10 protein-coding genes and 2 pseudogenes are annotated in these 15,920 nt (G+C 74.2%); 9 read left to right on the forward strand and 3 right to left on the reverse strand.

What is annotated here, in order from left to right; genetic code table 11:
- Positions 1-695 precede the first annotated feature (695 nt).
- The 9 genes and pseudogenes from V1634_RS11480 to V1634_RS11520 all read left to right on the forward strand — a co-directional run bounded on the left by V1634_RS11480 (position 696) and on the right by V1634_RS11520 (position 10,896).
- Positions 696-851, forward strand: coding sequence for a DUF4177 domain-containing protein (locus V1634_RS11480; RefSeq protein ID WP_107257345.1), 156 nt, complete (start codon positions 696-698; stop codon positions 849-851).
- Positions 848-1,309 carry a RidA family protein gene (locus V1634_RS11485; RefSeq protein ID WP_331207743.1) on the forward strand — a complete coding sequence of 154 codons (462 nt, stop codon included), beginning with the start codon at positions 848-850 and terminating at the stop codon, positions 1,307-1,309. Before V1634_RS11480 ends, V1634_RS11485 begins: the two co-directional genes overlap by 4 nt.
- Before the next feature lie 284 nt (positions 1,310-1,593).
- On the forward strand, positions 1,594-2,394 hold the full coding sequence (locus V1634_RS11490; protein WP_331207744.1) for an MBL fold metallo-hydrolase: 801 nt from the start codon (positions 1,594-1,596) through the stop codon (positions 2,392-2,394).
- Positions 2,391-3,962 (forward strand): annotated as a pseudogene (locus tag V1634_RS11495) (adenylate/guanylate cyclase domain-containing protein); the annotation flags it as partial. The gene V1634_RS11490 and the pseudogene V1634_RS11495, both read left to right, overlap by 4 nt.
- A gap of 111 nt (positions 3,963-4,073) precedes the next feature.
- A pseudogene (locus V1634_RS11500) lies at positions 4,074-6,296 on the forward strand (adenylate/guanylate cyclase domain-containing protein); the annotation flags it as partial.
- A gap of 201 nt (positions 6,297-6,497) precedes the next feature.
- Positions 6,498-6,941, forward strand: coding sequence for a hypothetical protein (locus V1634_RS11505; protein WP_331207745.1), 444 nt, complete (start codon positions 6,498-6,500; stop codon positions 6,939-6,941).
- A 31-nt stretch (positions 6,942-6,972) separates the two neighbouring features.
- Positions 6,973-8,742, forward strand: a complete 1,770-nt coding sequence (locus V1634_RS11510) for a serine/threonine-protein kinase (RefSeq protein WP_331207746.1) — start codon at positions 6,973-6,975, stop codon at positions 8,740-8,742.
- An 85-nt stretch (positions 8,743-8,827) separates the two neighbouring features.
- A complete protein-coding gene (locus V1634_RS11515) occupies positions 8,828-9,769 on the forward strand; it encodes a transporter substrate-binding domain-containing protein (protein ID WP_331207747.1) in 942 nt (313 codons plus the stop codon).
- Positions 9,766-10,896, forward strand: a complete 1,131-nt coding sequence (locus tag V1634_RS11520; RefSeq protein WP_331207748.1) for a hypothetical protein — start codon at positions 9,766-9,768, stop codon at positions 10,894-10,896. Before V1634_RS11515 ends, V1634_RS11520 begins: the two co-directional genes overlap by 4 nt.
- Positions 10,897-10,914: 18 nt before the next feature.
- Here the strand turns inward: V1634_RS11520 and V1634_RS11525 are convergent, their stop codons facing one another.
- The 3 genes from V1634_RS11525 to V1634_RS11535 form a co-directional block, all read right to left on the reverse strand.
- Positions 10,915-12,132, reverse strand: coding sequence for an acyl-CoA dehydrogenase family protein (locus tag V1634_RS11525; RefSeq protein WP_331207749.1), 1,218 nt, complete (start codon positions 12,130-12,132; stop codon positions 10,915-10,917).
- Between the two features lie 63 nt (positions 12,133-12,195).
- Complete coding sequence (locus tag V1634_RS11530) at positions 12,196-14,289, reverse strand: ATP-binding protein (protein WP_331207750.1); 2,094 nt, start codon at positions 14,287-14,289, stop codon at positions 12,196-12,198.
- Between the two features lie 91 nt (positions 14,290-14,380).
- A complete protein-coding gene (locus V1634_RS11535; RefSeq protein WP_407951768.1) occupies positions 14,381-15,919 on the reverse strand; it encodes an acyl-CoA carboxylase subunit beta in 1,539 nt (512 codons plus the stop codon).
- Between the last annotated feature and the right edge of the window lies 1 nt (position 15,920).

Raw genomic sequence — 15,920 nt, forward strand, 5'->3', positions numbered from 1 at the left:
GGGACCTGCGGGGTGAGTCGTCGGGTGGGGGTCTCCGGCAGGTCCGGAGCGGCCGCGGACGCGGGGGAGAGCCGTTGGGTTGGCGGCTCCGGGACGTCCTCCGGGGCGTCGGGATCGGCGGCGGCCGCTGGCGGCTGGGGCGCGGCTTTGGTCGGAGGGGTCGCCTCGACCAGCTCGCCGTCGTCGGCGTCGCCCGACGGCGTCGCCTCAAACGGAGGTGCGGCCCCCACCGGTACCTCGGTCGGGGATGTCGCGCCGGCTGCTCCGCCAGCCGGCGGTTCCGGCGAGTCCGTCGAGGGGTCACCGGTCGACCGGGGCTGTGGGGTTGGTCCGGTGCGGTCGGTCGTCGGGGTCGATCCGGTGGATCCGGCCTGTGCCGAGGGCTCGGCCGGCGGACGGCCGGATTCGTCGCCGTCGGACGGTTGCCTCATGGTCTCCCCAATCCCCGCAGGGCCCCGATGCGGTGGTCAAGGCGCCGGCCGGCGGGTCGGGAGGGCTGGCATGGTCGGTGGGTGTGGCGGCAGAGCTGTGGCGACCCGCCCCGGCGAGGGTATCCCGCCCCGCCCAACCGGGGCAGCACGGTACGGGCGGGACCGGGACCGCTTCACCGCACGGATCGGGAGGCGTACGCGTACCGGCGTGGCCGCAGCCCGTAGGCTGTCGCCGACAAGCCCGAGACGAGGAGACCTCTAGCGATGCAGAAGTGGGAGTACGCCACGGTGCCGCTGCTCACGCACGCCACCAAGCAGATTCTCGACAACTGGGGCGAGGACGGCTGGGAACTGGTGGCGGTGATACCCGGCCCGAACCCGGAGCAGCTCGTCGCGTACCTCAAGCGGGCCAAACCGTGACGACTGGTCCGCACGCCAAGCTCGCCGAGCTGGGCCTCGCACTGCCCGACGTGGTGCCGCCGCTGGCCTCGTACGTGCCGGCCGTCCAGTCCGGCCGCCAGGTGTACGTCTCCGGCCAGTTGCCGTTGCGCGACGGCAAGCTGCTGGCCACCGGCAGGGTCGGCGGGGGTGTCTCGGCCGAGCAGGCGAAGGACCTGGCCGCGCAGTGCGCGCTCAACGCCCTCGCCGCGATCGACGCGCTGGTGGGGCTGGAGAGCGTCGTCAAGATCGTCAAGGTGACCGGGTTCGTGGCCTCCGCCGACGGGTTCACCGGGCAGCCCGGCGTGGTCAACGGCGCCTCGGAACTCTTCGGCACCGTCTTCGGCGAGGCCGGCCGGCACGCCCGCAGCGCGGTCGGCGTCGCCGAGCTGCCGCTCGGTGCGCCGGTCGAGGTAGAGGTCATCGTCGAGGTGGCCTGAGCCTCCGGATGCCCGGAGCGCCCGGCCGTCCGGCGAGCCTCCGGATGCCCTGAGCTTTCGGTCGTCCGGTGGAGCGTCCGCCGTCCGCCGTCCGCCGTCCGCCGTCCGGTGGACCGCTGCGGCAGCGGTGGAAACGGGACGGGTGGGGAGTTCAGGGACGGCGGGGTCGGACCGGACGCCGGTGCGTCGGTGCGCGTACCCGGTGATGCCCTGGGTGGTCCGTCCGACCGGTGCGACACCGGCAGGTCACGCCGCTGTCGCCTGCGGGTCGTACCATCTCAGCCATGACCGGGCATGTGACCGCGCCGGCGGCGGCGCTGGCCGACCAGCTACCGAGCTGGGCGACGCTGGTCCGTGCCCCCAACCCCGGGCCGATGACCCTGGACGGCACCAACACCTGGGTCCTGGGTGCCCCGGGCGCCGGTGAGGTGGTCGTGGTCGACCCGGGCCCGCTCGACGAGGGTCACCTGACCGCCGTCGCCGGGCGCGGGCCGGTCGCCGGGGTGCTGGTCACGCACGGCCACCCCGACCACACCGAGGGGCTGGACCGGTTCCTGGAGCTGACCGGCGCCGAACCGCTGACTGCCCGCGACGGGTTGTCGACGGTCGAGCGGGCCGGGCTGCGGATCCGGCTACTGGTCACCCCGGGGCACACCGCCGACTCGGTCTGCTTCCTCGTCGAAGGGGGCGACGAGCGGGCCGTCCTCACCGGCGACACCATCCTCGGCCGGGGCACCACGGTCGTCGCACACCCCGACGGGGACCTCGGCGACTACCTCGCCAGCCTGGAGACCCTCACCGAGTTCTCCGGGGTGCCGGCGCTGCCCGGGCACGGCCCGCCGCTGGCCGACTGTGCCGCCGCGGCCCGGTTCTACCTGGCCCACCGGCAGGCCCGGCTCGACCAGGTCCGCACGGCGCGCAGCCAGGGGGCACGCACCGCCGCCGAGGTGGTCGCAACGGTCTACGCGGACGTGGACCGGTCGCTCTGGCCGGCGGCCGAGTGGTCCGTCCGGGCCCAGCTCGCCTATCTCGATCACGAGAACCGGGAATCCGGCCCGGGGCCCGGTGGGTTGGAAAGTCCGTGACCTGCCCGGTGTGTGGAACCGTTGCCGTACCCGGTGCGCGGTTCTGCCACAACTGCGGAGTCGCGCTGCCGGCTGCCGCGACCCTTCCGGAGGCGGAGCGCCGGGTGGTAACGGTGCTCTTCGGCGATCTGTCCGATTTTACCTCCTGGTCGGAGGACCTTGATCCAGAGCGGGTCAGCACGGTCACCGACCGGGTTCTCGCCGCGCTCGCCGGTGCGGTCAAGACCTTCGGTGGGCACGTCGACAAGCTCACCGGCGACGGGATCATGGCCGTCTTCGGCGCTCCCGTCGCACACGAGGACGACGCCGAGCGCGCGGTCCGGGCGGCCCTGTCCATGCAGCGTGCCGTGCGCCGGGTGCTCGACGACGAGCAGGGCGGCGGAGCGCCGCTCGGGCTCCGGGTCGGACTCAACACCGGTGACGTGGTCGCCGGCATCCAGGCGTCGATCGAGTACACCGTCATCGGCGACACCGTGAACACCGCTGCCCGGCTGGCCGACGCCGCGGCGATCGGTGCCGTCTATGCCGGTGCCCGGACGGCGGCGGCGACCCGCCGGGTCGCCTCCTGGCGACAGCTCCGTCCGCTGCGGCTCAAGGGCAAGCGGGAGCCGGTCGAGGCGTACGAGCTGCTGGGCCTGCTCGACGCTCCCGGTACCCGGTCCGGGCTCGGTGACGAGGCACCCTTCGTCGGCCGGGAGACCGAGATCGGCCGGGTCGCCGGCCGGCTCGCCGAGGTCGTCGACCAGGGCCAGCCCCGGGTACTGCTGATGACCGCCGAGGCGGGGATCGGCAAGTCCCGGTTCGCCGCCGAGGTGGAGCGGCTGGCCGCCGGGTACGACGTCGGCGCCGGCCGGTACGCGACGCACACCGGCGCGCGGGTGCTCTCGGTCAAGTGCGCGGCGTTCGGGGAGCGGCGCCGACTCGCCCCGCTCGCCGACCTCGTCCGGGCCGCGGTCGGCCTGCCGGACGGCCCGGCCACCGCCGTCACCCGGCCGGTGGTCGAGGAGCGGCTGCGCCGGCTCGGCCAGCGACTGTCCCGGTACCGGCCCGACCCGGCACCGGTCGCCGTCGACCTCCTGCTCGCCCTGCTCGGCTACGCCGAACTGCCGGCGGCGCACGGCACCGTGCCGGCCGGCCCGGCCGAGTGGTCGGCCGGCGACACCGGCCCGGACGCCGACGCGATCCCGGCCGCCGTCGCGGAACTGCTCAGCGCGCTCGCCGCCGAGAGGCCGCTCGCGGTCATCGTCGACGACCTGCACGACGCCACCCCGGAGACCACCGACGCGCTCGGCGTGACGCTCTCCCGGCTGACCGGGCCGGTGCTGGTGCTGTTGCTCGGTCGCCCCGAACTGGTCCGCACCGCCGGTGCGCTGACCCGGTTGGCCGACGCCGAGGTGCATGCCCTGCCGCCGCTGCGCGGTGCCGACGCCGCCCGGCTGCTGACCGCCTACCTCGGTGGGGGGCGGCTGCCGCAGGCCGACGTGGACCGGCTGCTCGCCACCGCCCAGGGCAACCCCTTCTACCTCGCGGAGCTGGTCACCCTGCTGATGGAGCGGGGTGCGCTGACCACCGTGCTGGGCCGGGCGCCGGCCCGATCCCCCGCCGGTCCGGCCGTCGACCAGGGTGCCGGCTCCGCCGGGCGGACGGGTGCGACCGGCACCGCCGTCCCGGGTCAGCGGGCCGGCGGACGCAACGGCGGACCGGTCGGCCCGGACGATGGCCGGGGAGCCAAGCCCGCATCCGGCACGGTTTCGCCGAGTCCGGCCGCCGCCGCTACCGGGGCCAGCGTCATCTGGCGGCTGGCGCCCGGCTCGCTGGGCAGCCGGCTGCTCTCCCGGGACCTCGCCGCCGTGCTGGCGGCCCGGATCGACGCGTTGCCGCCGGACGCCAGGGCGGCACTTCGGGACGCCGCGGTGGTCGGGGACACGGTGCCGGCCGGTGCCCTGGAGGCGCTGCGCGAGCGGCGGGCCGGGCGCGACGGGCGGCCGACCGCGGTCCTCGCCGTCGAGCAGGAGCGGGCCGTCGAGGAGCTGCTCCAGCGCCGGATGCTGCACCGCAACCGGGACGGTTACATCTTCGCCACCCCGCTGATGCGGGAGGCCGTCTACGCCGGCATCGGCAAGGCCGACCTCGCCGACCGGCACGCCGCCCTCGCCGAATGGGCCGCGCCGCCGGACCCGGGCACCGGTCCGGGCGAGCCGGGCCGGACCGGTACCGGGGCGAGCGGGCTGCCGGTCGCCGAACGCGACGCCTTCATCGCCGAGCACGCCGAGCGGGCCAGGGCGCTCGCCGACGTGGTCAGCCTGCGCCCCGACGCGACCGCCCGGAACGTGGCACCGCTCGGCATGGCGGCGCTGGGCCGCTCCGCCCGCCGGGCACTCGCCGCCGGAGAGCCGGCCCAGGCCGTCGAGTACGCCGAGCGGGCCGCCCGGCTCGCCGGAGAGTCGGTACCCGGCGGCGACCGGCTGGTGCACGCCCGGGCCCTGCTTCAGGTGGGGCGGATCGCCGAGGCGCTCGCCTTCGCCGAGAAGATCGGGGCGAACGCCGGGGACGACGTCGCCGTACGGGCCGGGGCACTGCTCGTGGTCGGTCAGGGGTACCAGGCCCTGGGTGACCAGGCGCGGGCGGTGAACTCCTGGCAGGAGGCGTTGCAGGTGTCCACCCGGGCCGATCTGCCGGGGCCCCGCGCCTCGGCGATGCGGCGGCTCGGGATGGCCGACTTCGTCAGCGGCCGGCTGAGCCAGGCCAGCAGCCGGTTCGCCGGGGCGTACCAGGTCAACCTGGATGCCGACGATCCCCGGGGGCAGGCCTGGTCACTGCAGAACCTGGCCTGGGTCACCACCACCCGGGGCGATTTCGCCGGCACCGACGCGGTGCTGGGCAGGGCGGCCCGGCTCTTCGCCCAGATCGACGATCCGGTGGGCCGGGCCTGGCTGCGCGGCACGACCGCGTTCGCCCGGCTGCTCGCCGGCCGGCTCGGTGAGGCCCGCCGACTGGCCCAGGTCTTCCTGCCCTTCGGCGAGCGGGTCAGCGAGGCGTGGGCGGTGGGCACGCTGCGCGCCGTGGAGGCGTTCGCCGCCGCCGAGCTGGGTGAACTCGCCGACGCCGACCGTGAGGCGCGGCGGGCGTACCGGGACTTCGTCGCCGCCTCCGACGACTGGGGCCGGGGCTTCGCCCTGGTCGTACGCGGCGCGGTGGCGCGCGGTGTCGGCGAGCCGGAGCACGCCACCGACCTGCTCACCGACGCGCTCGGGCACGGCCGGCGCACCTCGCACCCGCTGCTGACCGGGCTCGCCGGCACGCTGCGCGGGTTCGTGGCGCTGGACCGGGGCGACGTCGCGGCGGCGGAACGGGACGCCGAGGCGGTGCTGGCGGCGGTGGAGCCGCACAACCCGCTGGCGCCGACCCAGCTCGGTCCCCGGATGCTGCTCGCCGCGAGCCGGCTGGCCGACGGTGACGCGGCGACCGCGGTGAGCCTGCTCGAACCGATCGCGGCGGCCGGTGCGGTGCCGTCGGTGCTGTTCAGCCGCCGCCAGGCCCTGGCCCGGTACGCGTCCGCGCTGCTCGCCGACGGGCAGACGGCGGCCGCGCTCGACTGGGCACGGCAGGCGGTGGAGGCTCCGGGCGAGGACATCCGCAGTCGGGTGATCGCCGCGCGGGTGCTCGCCGAGGCGCTGGCCGAGGCGGGGCAGCCGGCGGAGGCGGTCGAGGTCGCCGAGGAGGCGGTCCGGTTGGCGTACTCGACGCAGCAGACCAGTGAGCGGGCCGGGGCGGAGGAGTTGCGGGACCGGCTGGCCCGGTCGTCGACGGGTGCCGCTCCGGAGCGGCTGGTGGTGGTCCGGCAGCGGCTCGCCGGGGAGGTTCCGACGCCGACGGCGCTGGCCGGGGAGACTCCGGCGTAGCGCGGGCGGCGGGTCGGTCGGGGCCGAGTTCGGTCGGGGCCGAGTTCGCAGTCGCCGAGGGCCGGCCCGGTCGTGGCGCCGGTCAGGCCGTGCCGCCGGTTCCGATTCCATCGATCTTCGGGATACCGTCCGGGCCGGTCAGCCGTTAGCCTAGATCCACTGCCGTCCACAGCGGACCGGCGCCGGCACGGAGGACCGCAGGTGAGGCTGCCCCGCTCGGTCGCAGGCTGGACCATCGCCGTTTTCGGTGGGCTCGCCCTGCTGCTCGGTGCGGTCGGCCTGGTCCGCCCGGAGTGGCTGCTGGCGATGCTCGGCTTCGAGGTGCTCGCCCCGGCCGAGCGGGCCGACGGCGACTACACCAGGACCTTCGTCGCCGCGTCGTCGATGGCCTCGTTCAACATGGGCGTCTACTACCTGCTCGCCGCGTGGACCCAGTGGCGGCCATTCTTCGCGTTCACGGTGCTGTTCCGGGCGCTGACCTTCACCGTCTTCACCGTCCTGGTGCTGACCGAGGTGGCGCCGGGGCGGTTCCTCGGTGTGGCGCTCTGGGAGGGCCTGGGTGCGGTTGCCACCGCCGCCGGACTCTGGTACGACCGGCACCGCATTGGCAACCAGCCGGTAACAGCCACGGGTGCGGGGGGCTGAACCGGCTCATGTTCCCGGTATTTTCGACTCTGTGACCGACACCCCGCCAGGCGCGCTGCCGCTGCCCGTCGTGCCCGGTCTGACGGATTTGCAGGTGTTTGCCCGGGGCGGCTACGCCACCGTCTACCGGGCCACCCAGCAGTCCGTGGGGCGCGAGGTCGCGGTGAAGGTCGAGAACCGCACCCTGGACAGCGAGCGGGACCAGCGCCGCTTCCTCCGCGAGGCGCGGGCCGCCGGCCGGATGTCGTCGCACCCGCACGTGGTGGACCTCTTCGACGCCGGGGTGACCGAGGACCAGCACCCATACCTGATCATGGAACTCTGCGACGGGTCGTACGCCGAGCGGATGCGTACCTCGCCGCTGAGCCCGGTCGAGGCCCGCGACGTCGGGGTGAAGATCGCCGACGCCCTCGCCGACGCCCACCAGCTCGGGGTGCTGCACCGGGACGTCAAACCGGCCAACATCCTCTACTCCCGGTTCAACGAGCCGGCACTCGCCGACTTCGGGCTGGCCGTACTCGCCGAGGCCCGGGACTCGGCGATCACCCTGGAGGTGCTGACCCCGGCGTACGCGCCACCGGAGATGTTCCGGCACAGCCCGCCCTCGCCCGCCGTCGACGTCTACGCACTCTGCGCCACCCTCTACGCGGTGATGCACGGCAAGCCGCCACGCTGGCAGGCCGACCGCAATCCCGGACTGCTCACCCTGCTGGAACTCTTCACCGAGCCGATCCCCGAGCTGCCGGGCGTACCGAGCCGCTTGCTAGACCTGCTTCGCTACGGGATGGCGAACGACCCGGCCGACCGGCCCAGCGCCGAGCAGTTGCGGGACCTGCTCGCGGCCGTACCGCTGGATCCGCCGACCGCGGCGACGACGCCGAACCCGACCGTGGTGGCCGCCGTGCCGGTGTCGGGGATCCCGGTCTCCGGGATTCCGGTCTCCGGGATTCCGGTCTCCGGCGGGTCCTGGCCGCCCGGCGACCCGGCCGGTCGCGGCGGCGCGGCACCGGCGGGCCCCGGGACGACGTCGGCTCCCGCCGGTACGCCCGCACCCCGCACCCCCACCTCGGGTGCGCCGGTCTCCGGCGTTCCCGTCTCGGGGGTTCCCGTCTCGGGGGCGCCGACCTCCGGTGGTGCCCCGCCCAGCGTCTATCTCTCGAAGTCCTACACGCCGCCACCACCCCGGTCCGGCTCCGGCCCGCCGGAGGTGGACGGGGAGCCCACCGTCTCCCGGCCCAGCCGCCGCAAGCGGCGCTACTGGATCTTCGGCGGGCTCGGCGTGCTGGCCCTGCTCGCCAGCATCGTCGGCGGCTCCTGGTTCGTCGCCACCCGCGCCCTGCCGGGCCCGTCACCGAGCGGGCGGGCGGTGGCGACGACGGCCGGTCCGACCGCCACCCGGCCGCCGTTCGGCGTCGGTGCGCTGCCGGGCTGCCAGTTGCCGCTGCCCGAGGTCGCCCGCTGCCCGGCCGAGTTGGAGTGCTTCGGCCCGGTCCGGCTCCGGGGGACCGCCGCGGAGGCCCCCGAGACCTCCTGCGCCGGCCGGCACACCTGGGAGTCCTATGCCGAGGGTGACCTGCCGCTCGGGCTGGACCCGGCCGACCACGCGGCGGTGAAGGACGACACCACCGTCCGCCAGGTCTGCAACGCCACCGTCTTCCGGCACACCACCACCCTGATCGACGTCGCACCGTGGCGTTTCGAGGTACTTCCGCCGCCGGCCGGCGGGACCGGGCGGACCTTCCGCTGCCTGGCCGGCAAGGGCGTCGACCGGCTCACCGGGCCAACCCTCACGGCGAGCTGACCCCCGCGCGGTGGGTAGCACCGAAGTGGACGTTGACCGCTACGCTCGGCGATAGCATCCCCCTCTTGCAGACCGGGGTCCGCCGATGACCGAGACATCACCCAGAGGCCGGATACGCCTCCTCGGCACGACCATGGCGGTCGTGCTCACCCTGCTGCTCGCCGCTGGAGCGGGGTGCGACAGCCGTCGCGGTCCCGAACCGCCCTCGGTGCAGGAGAAGCTCAAGCAGTCGCACATCCACGGCCAGAGCAAGCTGCGGATCGGGGTCGCCACCTACGAACCACTGATGGGCGTACTGGACGACAGCGGCAAGTACGTCGGATTCGACATCGACATCGCCCGCTACATCGCGGCGTCGCTCGGCTACGCCGGGGACGAGCGGATCGAGTTCGTCCACCTCGCCACCGAGAACCGGATCCCCGCGCTACAGAGCGGGCAGGTCGACATGGTGGTCTCCAGCTTCTCCATCACCGAGGAACGCCAGAAGCTGGTCAGCTTCGCCGGGCCGTACTTCGTCACCACCCAGGAGGTGATGATCCCGGTCGCGCTGAAGAGCCGGATCCGCACGATCGAGGACCTGCGTACCCCCGGCTTCCGGATCTGTGTCGGTGGCGGGTCGACCACCGAAGCCGAACTGGAGAAACACGAGGTCAAGGCGCTGGTGGTCAAGAACGTCCGGGACTGTGTCGACGGGATCATCGAGGGCAGATACGACGCGGTGAGTTCCGACGAGACGATCCTCGCCGGGTTCCGCTCCCACTATCCGGGCAAGTTCGAGATCGTCGACATGCCCTTCGGCACCAGCGAGCAGCTCGGCGTCGGGGTGCCGATCAGCGATCCGGCGCTGCGCGACCTGGTCGCCTTCTTCCTCCAGAAGAGCTACCAGCAGGGGCGGGCCGGCCGGACCAGTCCGTGGCTCAGCGCGTACCACCGGAACCTGGGACCGTGGCTCGGCGCCGACCGTCAGCAGCCGCCGCCGCTGAACGTGCCCGACCTGGTCGACTTCGACGAGAAGGCGCCGGTGTGACCCTCGCCGAGCGGGATCGGAGCGGCCCGGCGACCGACGTGCCGGCGCCGGGCTGGCCGTCCGCCGCCGACGCCGCCGAGCGGAGGTCCCGGGCCAGCCAGTCCTTCTGGACGCTGGTCGTCGGGGTGCCGGCGATCTTCTCGGTACTCCGGCTCGGGGTCGAGGCCGGCGGCGAGTTGCAGACCACCCTGCTGCTCGTCGCCAACGTGAACCCGGTGAACCTGGCCGCCGCGCTGGTCACCACCGCCGCCCGGCTGGTCTCGGCCGGGCTGGTCGCGGTCTTCGCGATCGGCGCCGTGCTGCTGGCCAGCGCCGAGGCGAATCCGGCGCACCGGATCGGCCGGCATCCGCCGCTCTTCGCCCGCTGGCGGGCGATCACCCCGCCGTGGGTGGTGATCGCCAGCTTCGCCGTCGCGCTCGCCACCTGGCCGATCCTCTACCTGCCGCTGCTGCTGCCGGCGTTCACGGCCGCGTTCCAGTTCAGTCCGGCCCGGCTCGACGAGCGGCGGACACCCCGGGTGCTGCTCCTCGCCGCGCTGCTGGCCGGCTACGCGGTGCTGATGCTGCCGACCCTGGCCGCCGCGTGGCGGCAGCGGGAGGTGTTCGCGGTACTCGTGATCGCCGCCCCGCCGCTGCTCGCCCTCCTCGTCACCGGGCCCGTACCGGTGGCGGTGGTGCGACCGCTCGCCATGACGGTGCAGGTGGCGGTCTTGGTGATGCTCTGCTGGGCGGCGCTGCCGGTGATCACCACTCCGGTGCTGCCGCTGACCGTCACCACGGTCCGGACCGCCGACGACGGCACCGGCACCCCCACCCCGCCGGGCCCGGAGAGCGGGCCGGCCGTACCGGCCCCGACCGCCGGCGGCGTCGAGCGGATCCGGGGGCACGTCATCACGGTGGACGACGTCAGCATGGTGATCCTCCAGGAGCGTGGCGGTGTCCGGTACGTGCCGACCGGCGGGGTCGAGGCGCAGGTGCTCTGCCCGACCGAGGAGGAGCTGCCCCGCTACCGGCTGCGGATCCACGGCTTCCACGTCGAGGACTCGCTGCTGGAGGGGATGGGTCGGCGGGTACGCCCGGTGCACCGGATCGACGCGGAGTGCCGTACGGCCACCCCGGCGTTCTGAGGCCGCTCCCGCAGGCGTTCAGTAGCTCTTCGGCTGGCCGAGGACCCGCTGTGCGACGAAGTTGAGGATCATCTCGCGGCTGACCGGGGCGATCCGGCCGGCCCGTACCGCGCCGAGCAGGGTGGCCACCCCGTAGTCGGTGGTCATCCCGTTGCCGCCGTGGACCTGGATGGCGGTGTCCACGGCCAGCGCCGCCGCCTCCGCCGAGGCGTACTTGGCGAGGTTCGCGGCGACGCCGGCCTCGACGTCCCGCCCGGCGTCGTACAGGGTGGCGGCCTTGGCGATCATCAACCGGGCCAGTTCGACCTGGACGGCGGCGTGCGCCAGCGGGTGCGAGACGCCCTGGTGGGCGCCGACGGGCCGCCCCCAGACCCGGCGGGTGGCGGTGTAGGTGGAGGCGCGCTCGATCGCGTACCGGCCGGTGCCGGCGCCCATCGCGGCGACCGTGATCCGTTCGGGGTTGAGCCCGGCGAAGAGCGCCGGCAGCCCGGCGTCCAGCCCGTCCCGGTCGCCCGGCTCGGCCGACCCGCCGACCAGGGCGTCGCCGGGCAGCCGTACCTCGTCGAAGTAGAGCAGCCACTGGTTCTCCGGAGAGACGATCTCCATCTCCAGCTTGGACCTGGTCAACCCGGGGGCGTCGGTCGGGACGAGGAAGAGCGCCGGCCGGAGCCGCTCGTCGGGCGTACCGGCACCGCCGCCGTCCCGGTCGGCCGTCGCGTCGGGTACCCGGGCGACGACCAGGACGTACGGCGCCTCGTCCACGCCGGAGATGAAGCACTTCCGGCCGGAGAGGACCCACTCCGCGCCGTCCCGGCGGGCGACGGTGCCGAGCCGGTGGAAGTTGGAGCCTGCCTCCGGCTCGGTGATCGCGAAGGCGATCTTCAGTGCACCGTCGGCGAGTCCGGGCAGGAAGGTCCGACGCTGCGCCTCGGTGCCGTGCCGACCGATCACCGTACCGGCGATGGCCGGCGAGACGACCAGGAGCAGCAGCGGGCAGCCGGCCGCCGCCAGTTCCTCGCAGACGATGGCCAGTTCGGTGATGCCGCCGCCACCGCCGCCGTACTCGGTGGGGATGTTCACCCCGAGGTAGCCGAGCCGGCCGGCCTCGTCCCAGAGTTCGGTGGTGTGCTCGCCGGCCTTCGCCTTGGCGACGAAGTAGTCGTGGCCGTAGCGCTTCCCGAGCGCTTGGACGGCCTCACGGAGCTGCCGCTGCTCGGGGGTGGGGTCGAAGTCCATGCGGGATGCCTTCCGACGAGCGGACCGGGGTCCGACGGGTACCGGGACGATGGGGTGGCCGGACTATTCCGGGGTGACGACGGCGAGCACCGCACCGGTCTCCACCTGGGCGCCGGCGGCGACCGGCAGCTCCGCCACCACCCCGGCGGCGGGGGCGGTGACCGGATGTTCGAGCTTCATCGCCTCCAGCACGAGCAGCGGTTCACCGGCGGCGACCGGCTGCCCGGCCGTCGCCAGTACCCGGCTGACCGTGCCGGGCATCGGCGCCAGCAGCGAGCCCTCGGCCAGTTCGGGGGTCGGCTCGGCGAACCGGGGCAGCTCGGTCAGCACCACCGAGCCGTCCGGACCGTCCACGAAGGACGTCTCGCCGACCCGGTGTACGACGAACGCCTGCCGCACCCCGTCGAGCGCCAGCACGACGCGGGACGGCTCGGCCGCGAGCAGCACCACCTCCGGCTGCCCGCTCGGTTCGGGCCGTCGGCCCGGTTCGGGCTGCCTGTTCGGTTCGGGCTGCCTGTTCGGCTCCGGCTGCCTGTTCGGCTCCGGCTGTCGGCTCGGGTCGGTGCCGGCAGGTCGGACCGCCCAGCTGAGCAGGGCACCGGAACGGTCCAGCCGGTAGTCGACCTCGACCGGGCCGGTCGGGCCGGCGTACCCGATGGTCTGTGGCGTGCTGGGGACGTTGCGCCAGCCGGAGGGCAGCGTGCCGAGCACCGGTGCGGCGGCCCGGCGTTCGGCGGCCCCGGCCAGCGCGGCGGCCAGCCCGGCCAGCCCGACCCGGTCCGGCGGCAGCAGCGGGGCGAAGACCTCCGGATGCCGGTCGAGGAAACCGGTGTCGATCTCGCCCGCCAGGAACTCGGCCGAGCGGAGTACCCGGACCAGCAGGTCCCGGTTGGTGGTCACGCCGTGCAGTTCCGCCCGGCGCAGCGCGGCGGCCAGGGCCCGGGCCGCCTCGTCCCGGGTCGGTGCCCAGGCGATCAGCTTGGCGACCATCGAGTCGTAGTGCACCCCGACCACCGAGCCGTCCCGCACCCCGGAGTCGAGCCGCAGTCCGGCGGCACGCCGCAGTCCGAAGTCGCGCCCCGGGCCGGTGCCGAACTCGGCGGTCACCCCCGGCACCGCGAACCGGTGCAGCGTCCCGGTCGCCGGCAGCCAGTCGGCGGCCGGGTCCTCGGCGCAGAGGCGTACCTCGATGGCGTGCCCGGTGGCCGGCGGGGCGGCGGCCGGCAGCCGGCCGCCCTCGGCGACCAGCAGTTGCAGCCGGACCAGGTCGGTCCCGGTGACGCACTCGGTGACCGCGTGCTCGACCTGGAGCCGGGTGTTCATCTCCAGGAAGTGGAACTCCCCGGTCGGGGTGAGCAGGAACTCGACGGTACCGACCCCGAGATAGTCGACGGCGCGGACGGCGGCCACCGCCGCGCTCTCCAGCCCGGCCCGCAACCGCGCGGTGACCGCGACCGAGGGCGTCTCCTCGACGATCTTCTGGTGCCGGCGCTGGATGGAGCACTCGCGCTCGCCGAGGCAGAGCACGGTGCCGTGCGCGTCGGCGACGACCTGCACCTCGACGTGCCGGGCCCGCTCGACGTACGGCTCGACGAAGACCGTGCCGTCGCCGAACGCGGCGGCGGCCTCCCGGCGGGCCGCCTCGATCGCACCGGCGAGGTCCGCCGGATCGCGGACGATCCGCATCCCGCGCCCGCCGCCGCCGGCCGCCGCCTTGACCAGTACCGGAAACGCCTCGACCTGGTCGGCAGCGGTGTACGTCGGCAGCATCGGCACGCCCGCGTCGGCGAGCAGCGTCTTCGCCTCGGTCTTGTCACCCATCGCCGCGATCGCCCTGGCGGGCGGGCCGACCCAGGTCAGGCCGGCGTCACCGACCGCACCGGCGAAGCCGGCGTGCTCGGCGAGGAAGCCGTAACCGGGGTGTACCGCGTCCGCCCCGGTCCGCCGGGCCGCCTCGACCAGCCGGTCGACCCGGAGGTACGTGTCGATCGGCGCGGCGCCCGGCAGCCTGACCGCGACGTCGGCCTCGGCGACGTACGGCGCGTCGGCGTCCGGGTCGGAGTGCACGGCGACGGTCTCGATGCCGAGGGACCGGCAGGTGGCGAAGATCCGCCGGGCGATCTCGCCCCGGTTGGCCACCAGCAGTCTGCGGATCATCCGCCGCTCCTCCTTGGTTGGGTCGGGCTGAGCTGTTAGGAAGGGGCCCTTCTGCAACAGAAAACGATAGGAAGGGGCCCTTCCTTACACATCAGAGTCGGAAGATGCCGAAGTGGTCGGCGCCGCGGAGCGGTCCGTTGTGGATTGCCGAGAGGCAGAGCCCGAGCACCGTACGGGTGTCCCGGGGGTCGATGACGCCGTCGTCGTAGAGCCGGCCGGAGAGGTGCAGCGCGGCCGACTCCGTCTCGATCTGCTGCTCCACCATGGCCCGCATGGCGGCGTCGGAGTCCTCGTCGTACGGCCGGCCCCTGGCCTGCGCCGCCTGCCGGGCCACGATCGAGAGCACTCCGGCGAGCTGTGCCGGGCCCATCACCGCCGACTTGGCGTTCGGCCAGGTGAAGAGGAATCTCGGCTCGTACGCCCGCCCGCACATGCCGTAGTTGCCCGCCCCGTACGAGGCGCCGAGGTTGACCGTCAGGTGCGGCACTGTCGAGTTCGACACCGCATTGATCATGAGTGCGCCGTGCTTGATGATGCCGCGCTGCTCGTACTCGGTGCCGACCATGTAACCGGTGGTGTTCTGCAGGAAGAGCAGCGGGACGTCGGCGGCGTTGGCGAGCTGGATGAACTGGGTCGCCTTCTGCGCCTCCTCGGAGAAGAGGACCCCCTGGACGTTCGCCAGTACGCCGACCGGATAGCCGTGCAACTCGCCCCACCCGGTGGCCAGGGCGCGGCCGTAGGCGGGCTTGAACTCGTCGAATTCCGAGCCGTCCAGGATCCGGGCCAGCACCTCGCGCGGGTCGAACGGCACCCGCAGGTCACCGTTGGGGATGCCGAGCAGTTCCTCGGGGTCGTACCTCGGTGGCTCGGGCCGGGTGGTGCGGGGCGGCGGGCCGTGTTTGCGCCACGCGAACCGGCGTACGCACTGCCGGGCCAGCCGCAGCCCGTCGCGCTCGTCGGCGGCGACGAAGTCGGCCAGCCCGGAGGTGCCGGCGTGCATGGCGGCACCGCCCAGCGACTCGTCGTCGGCCTCCTCGCCGGTGGCCATCTTCACCAACGGGGGCCCGGCCAGGAAGACCTTCGCCCGGCCGCGCACCATGATGGTGAAGTCGGACATCCCCGGCACGTACGCCCCGCCCGCCGTCGCGGTGCCGAACACCACCGAGAGGGTCGGGATCCGGGCCGCCGATAGCCGGGTCAGGTCCCGGAAGACCTGGCCGCCGGGAATGAAGATCTCCGCCTGGCTGGGCAGGTCCGCACCGCCCGACTCGACCAGATTGATCATCGGGAGCCGGTTCGCCAACGCGATCTCGCCGGCCCGCCGGGTCTTCCGCAGCGTGTACGGGTTGACCGCGCCGCCGCGTACCGTCGGGTCGTTGGCGACGACGACGCACTCGACGCCCTCGACCACGCCGATCCCGGTGACCACGCCGGCACCGGTCGGGAAGTCGGTCCCCCAGGCCGCGACCGGGGAGAGTTCCAGGAACGGCGCGTCCCGGTCCAGCAGCAGCTCGATCCGTTCGCGGGCCAGGAGTTTGCCCCGCTCGTGGTGCCGGGTCACGTACCTCTCGCCGCCGCCGGCCCGGGCGGCGTCCAGCGCGCCCTCCAGCTCCGCCAGCCGGTCCAGCATC

This window comes from Plantactinospora veratri, assembly GCF_036421995.1.
Classification (GTDB): domain Bacteria; phylum Actinomycetota; class Actinomycetes; order Mycobacteriales; family Micromonosporaceae; genus Plantactinospora; species Plantactinospora veratri.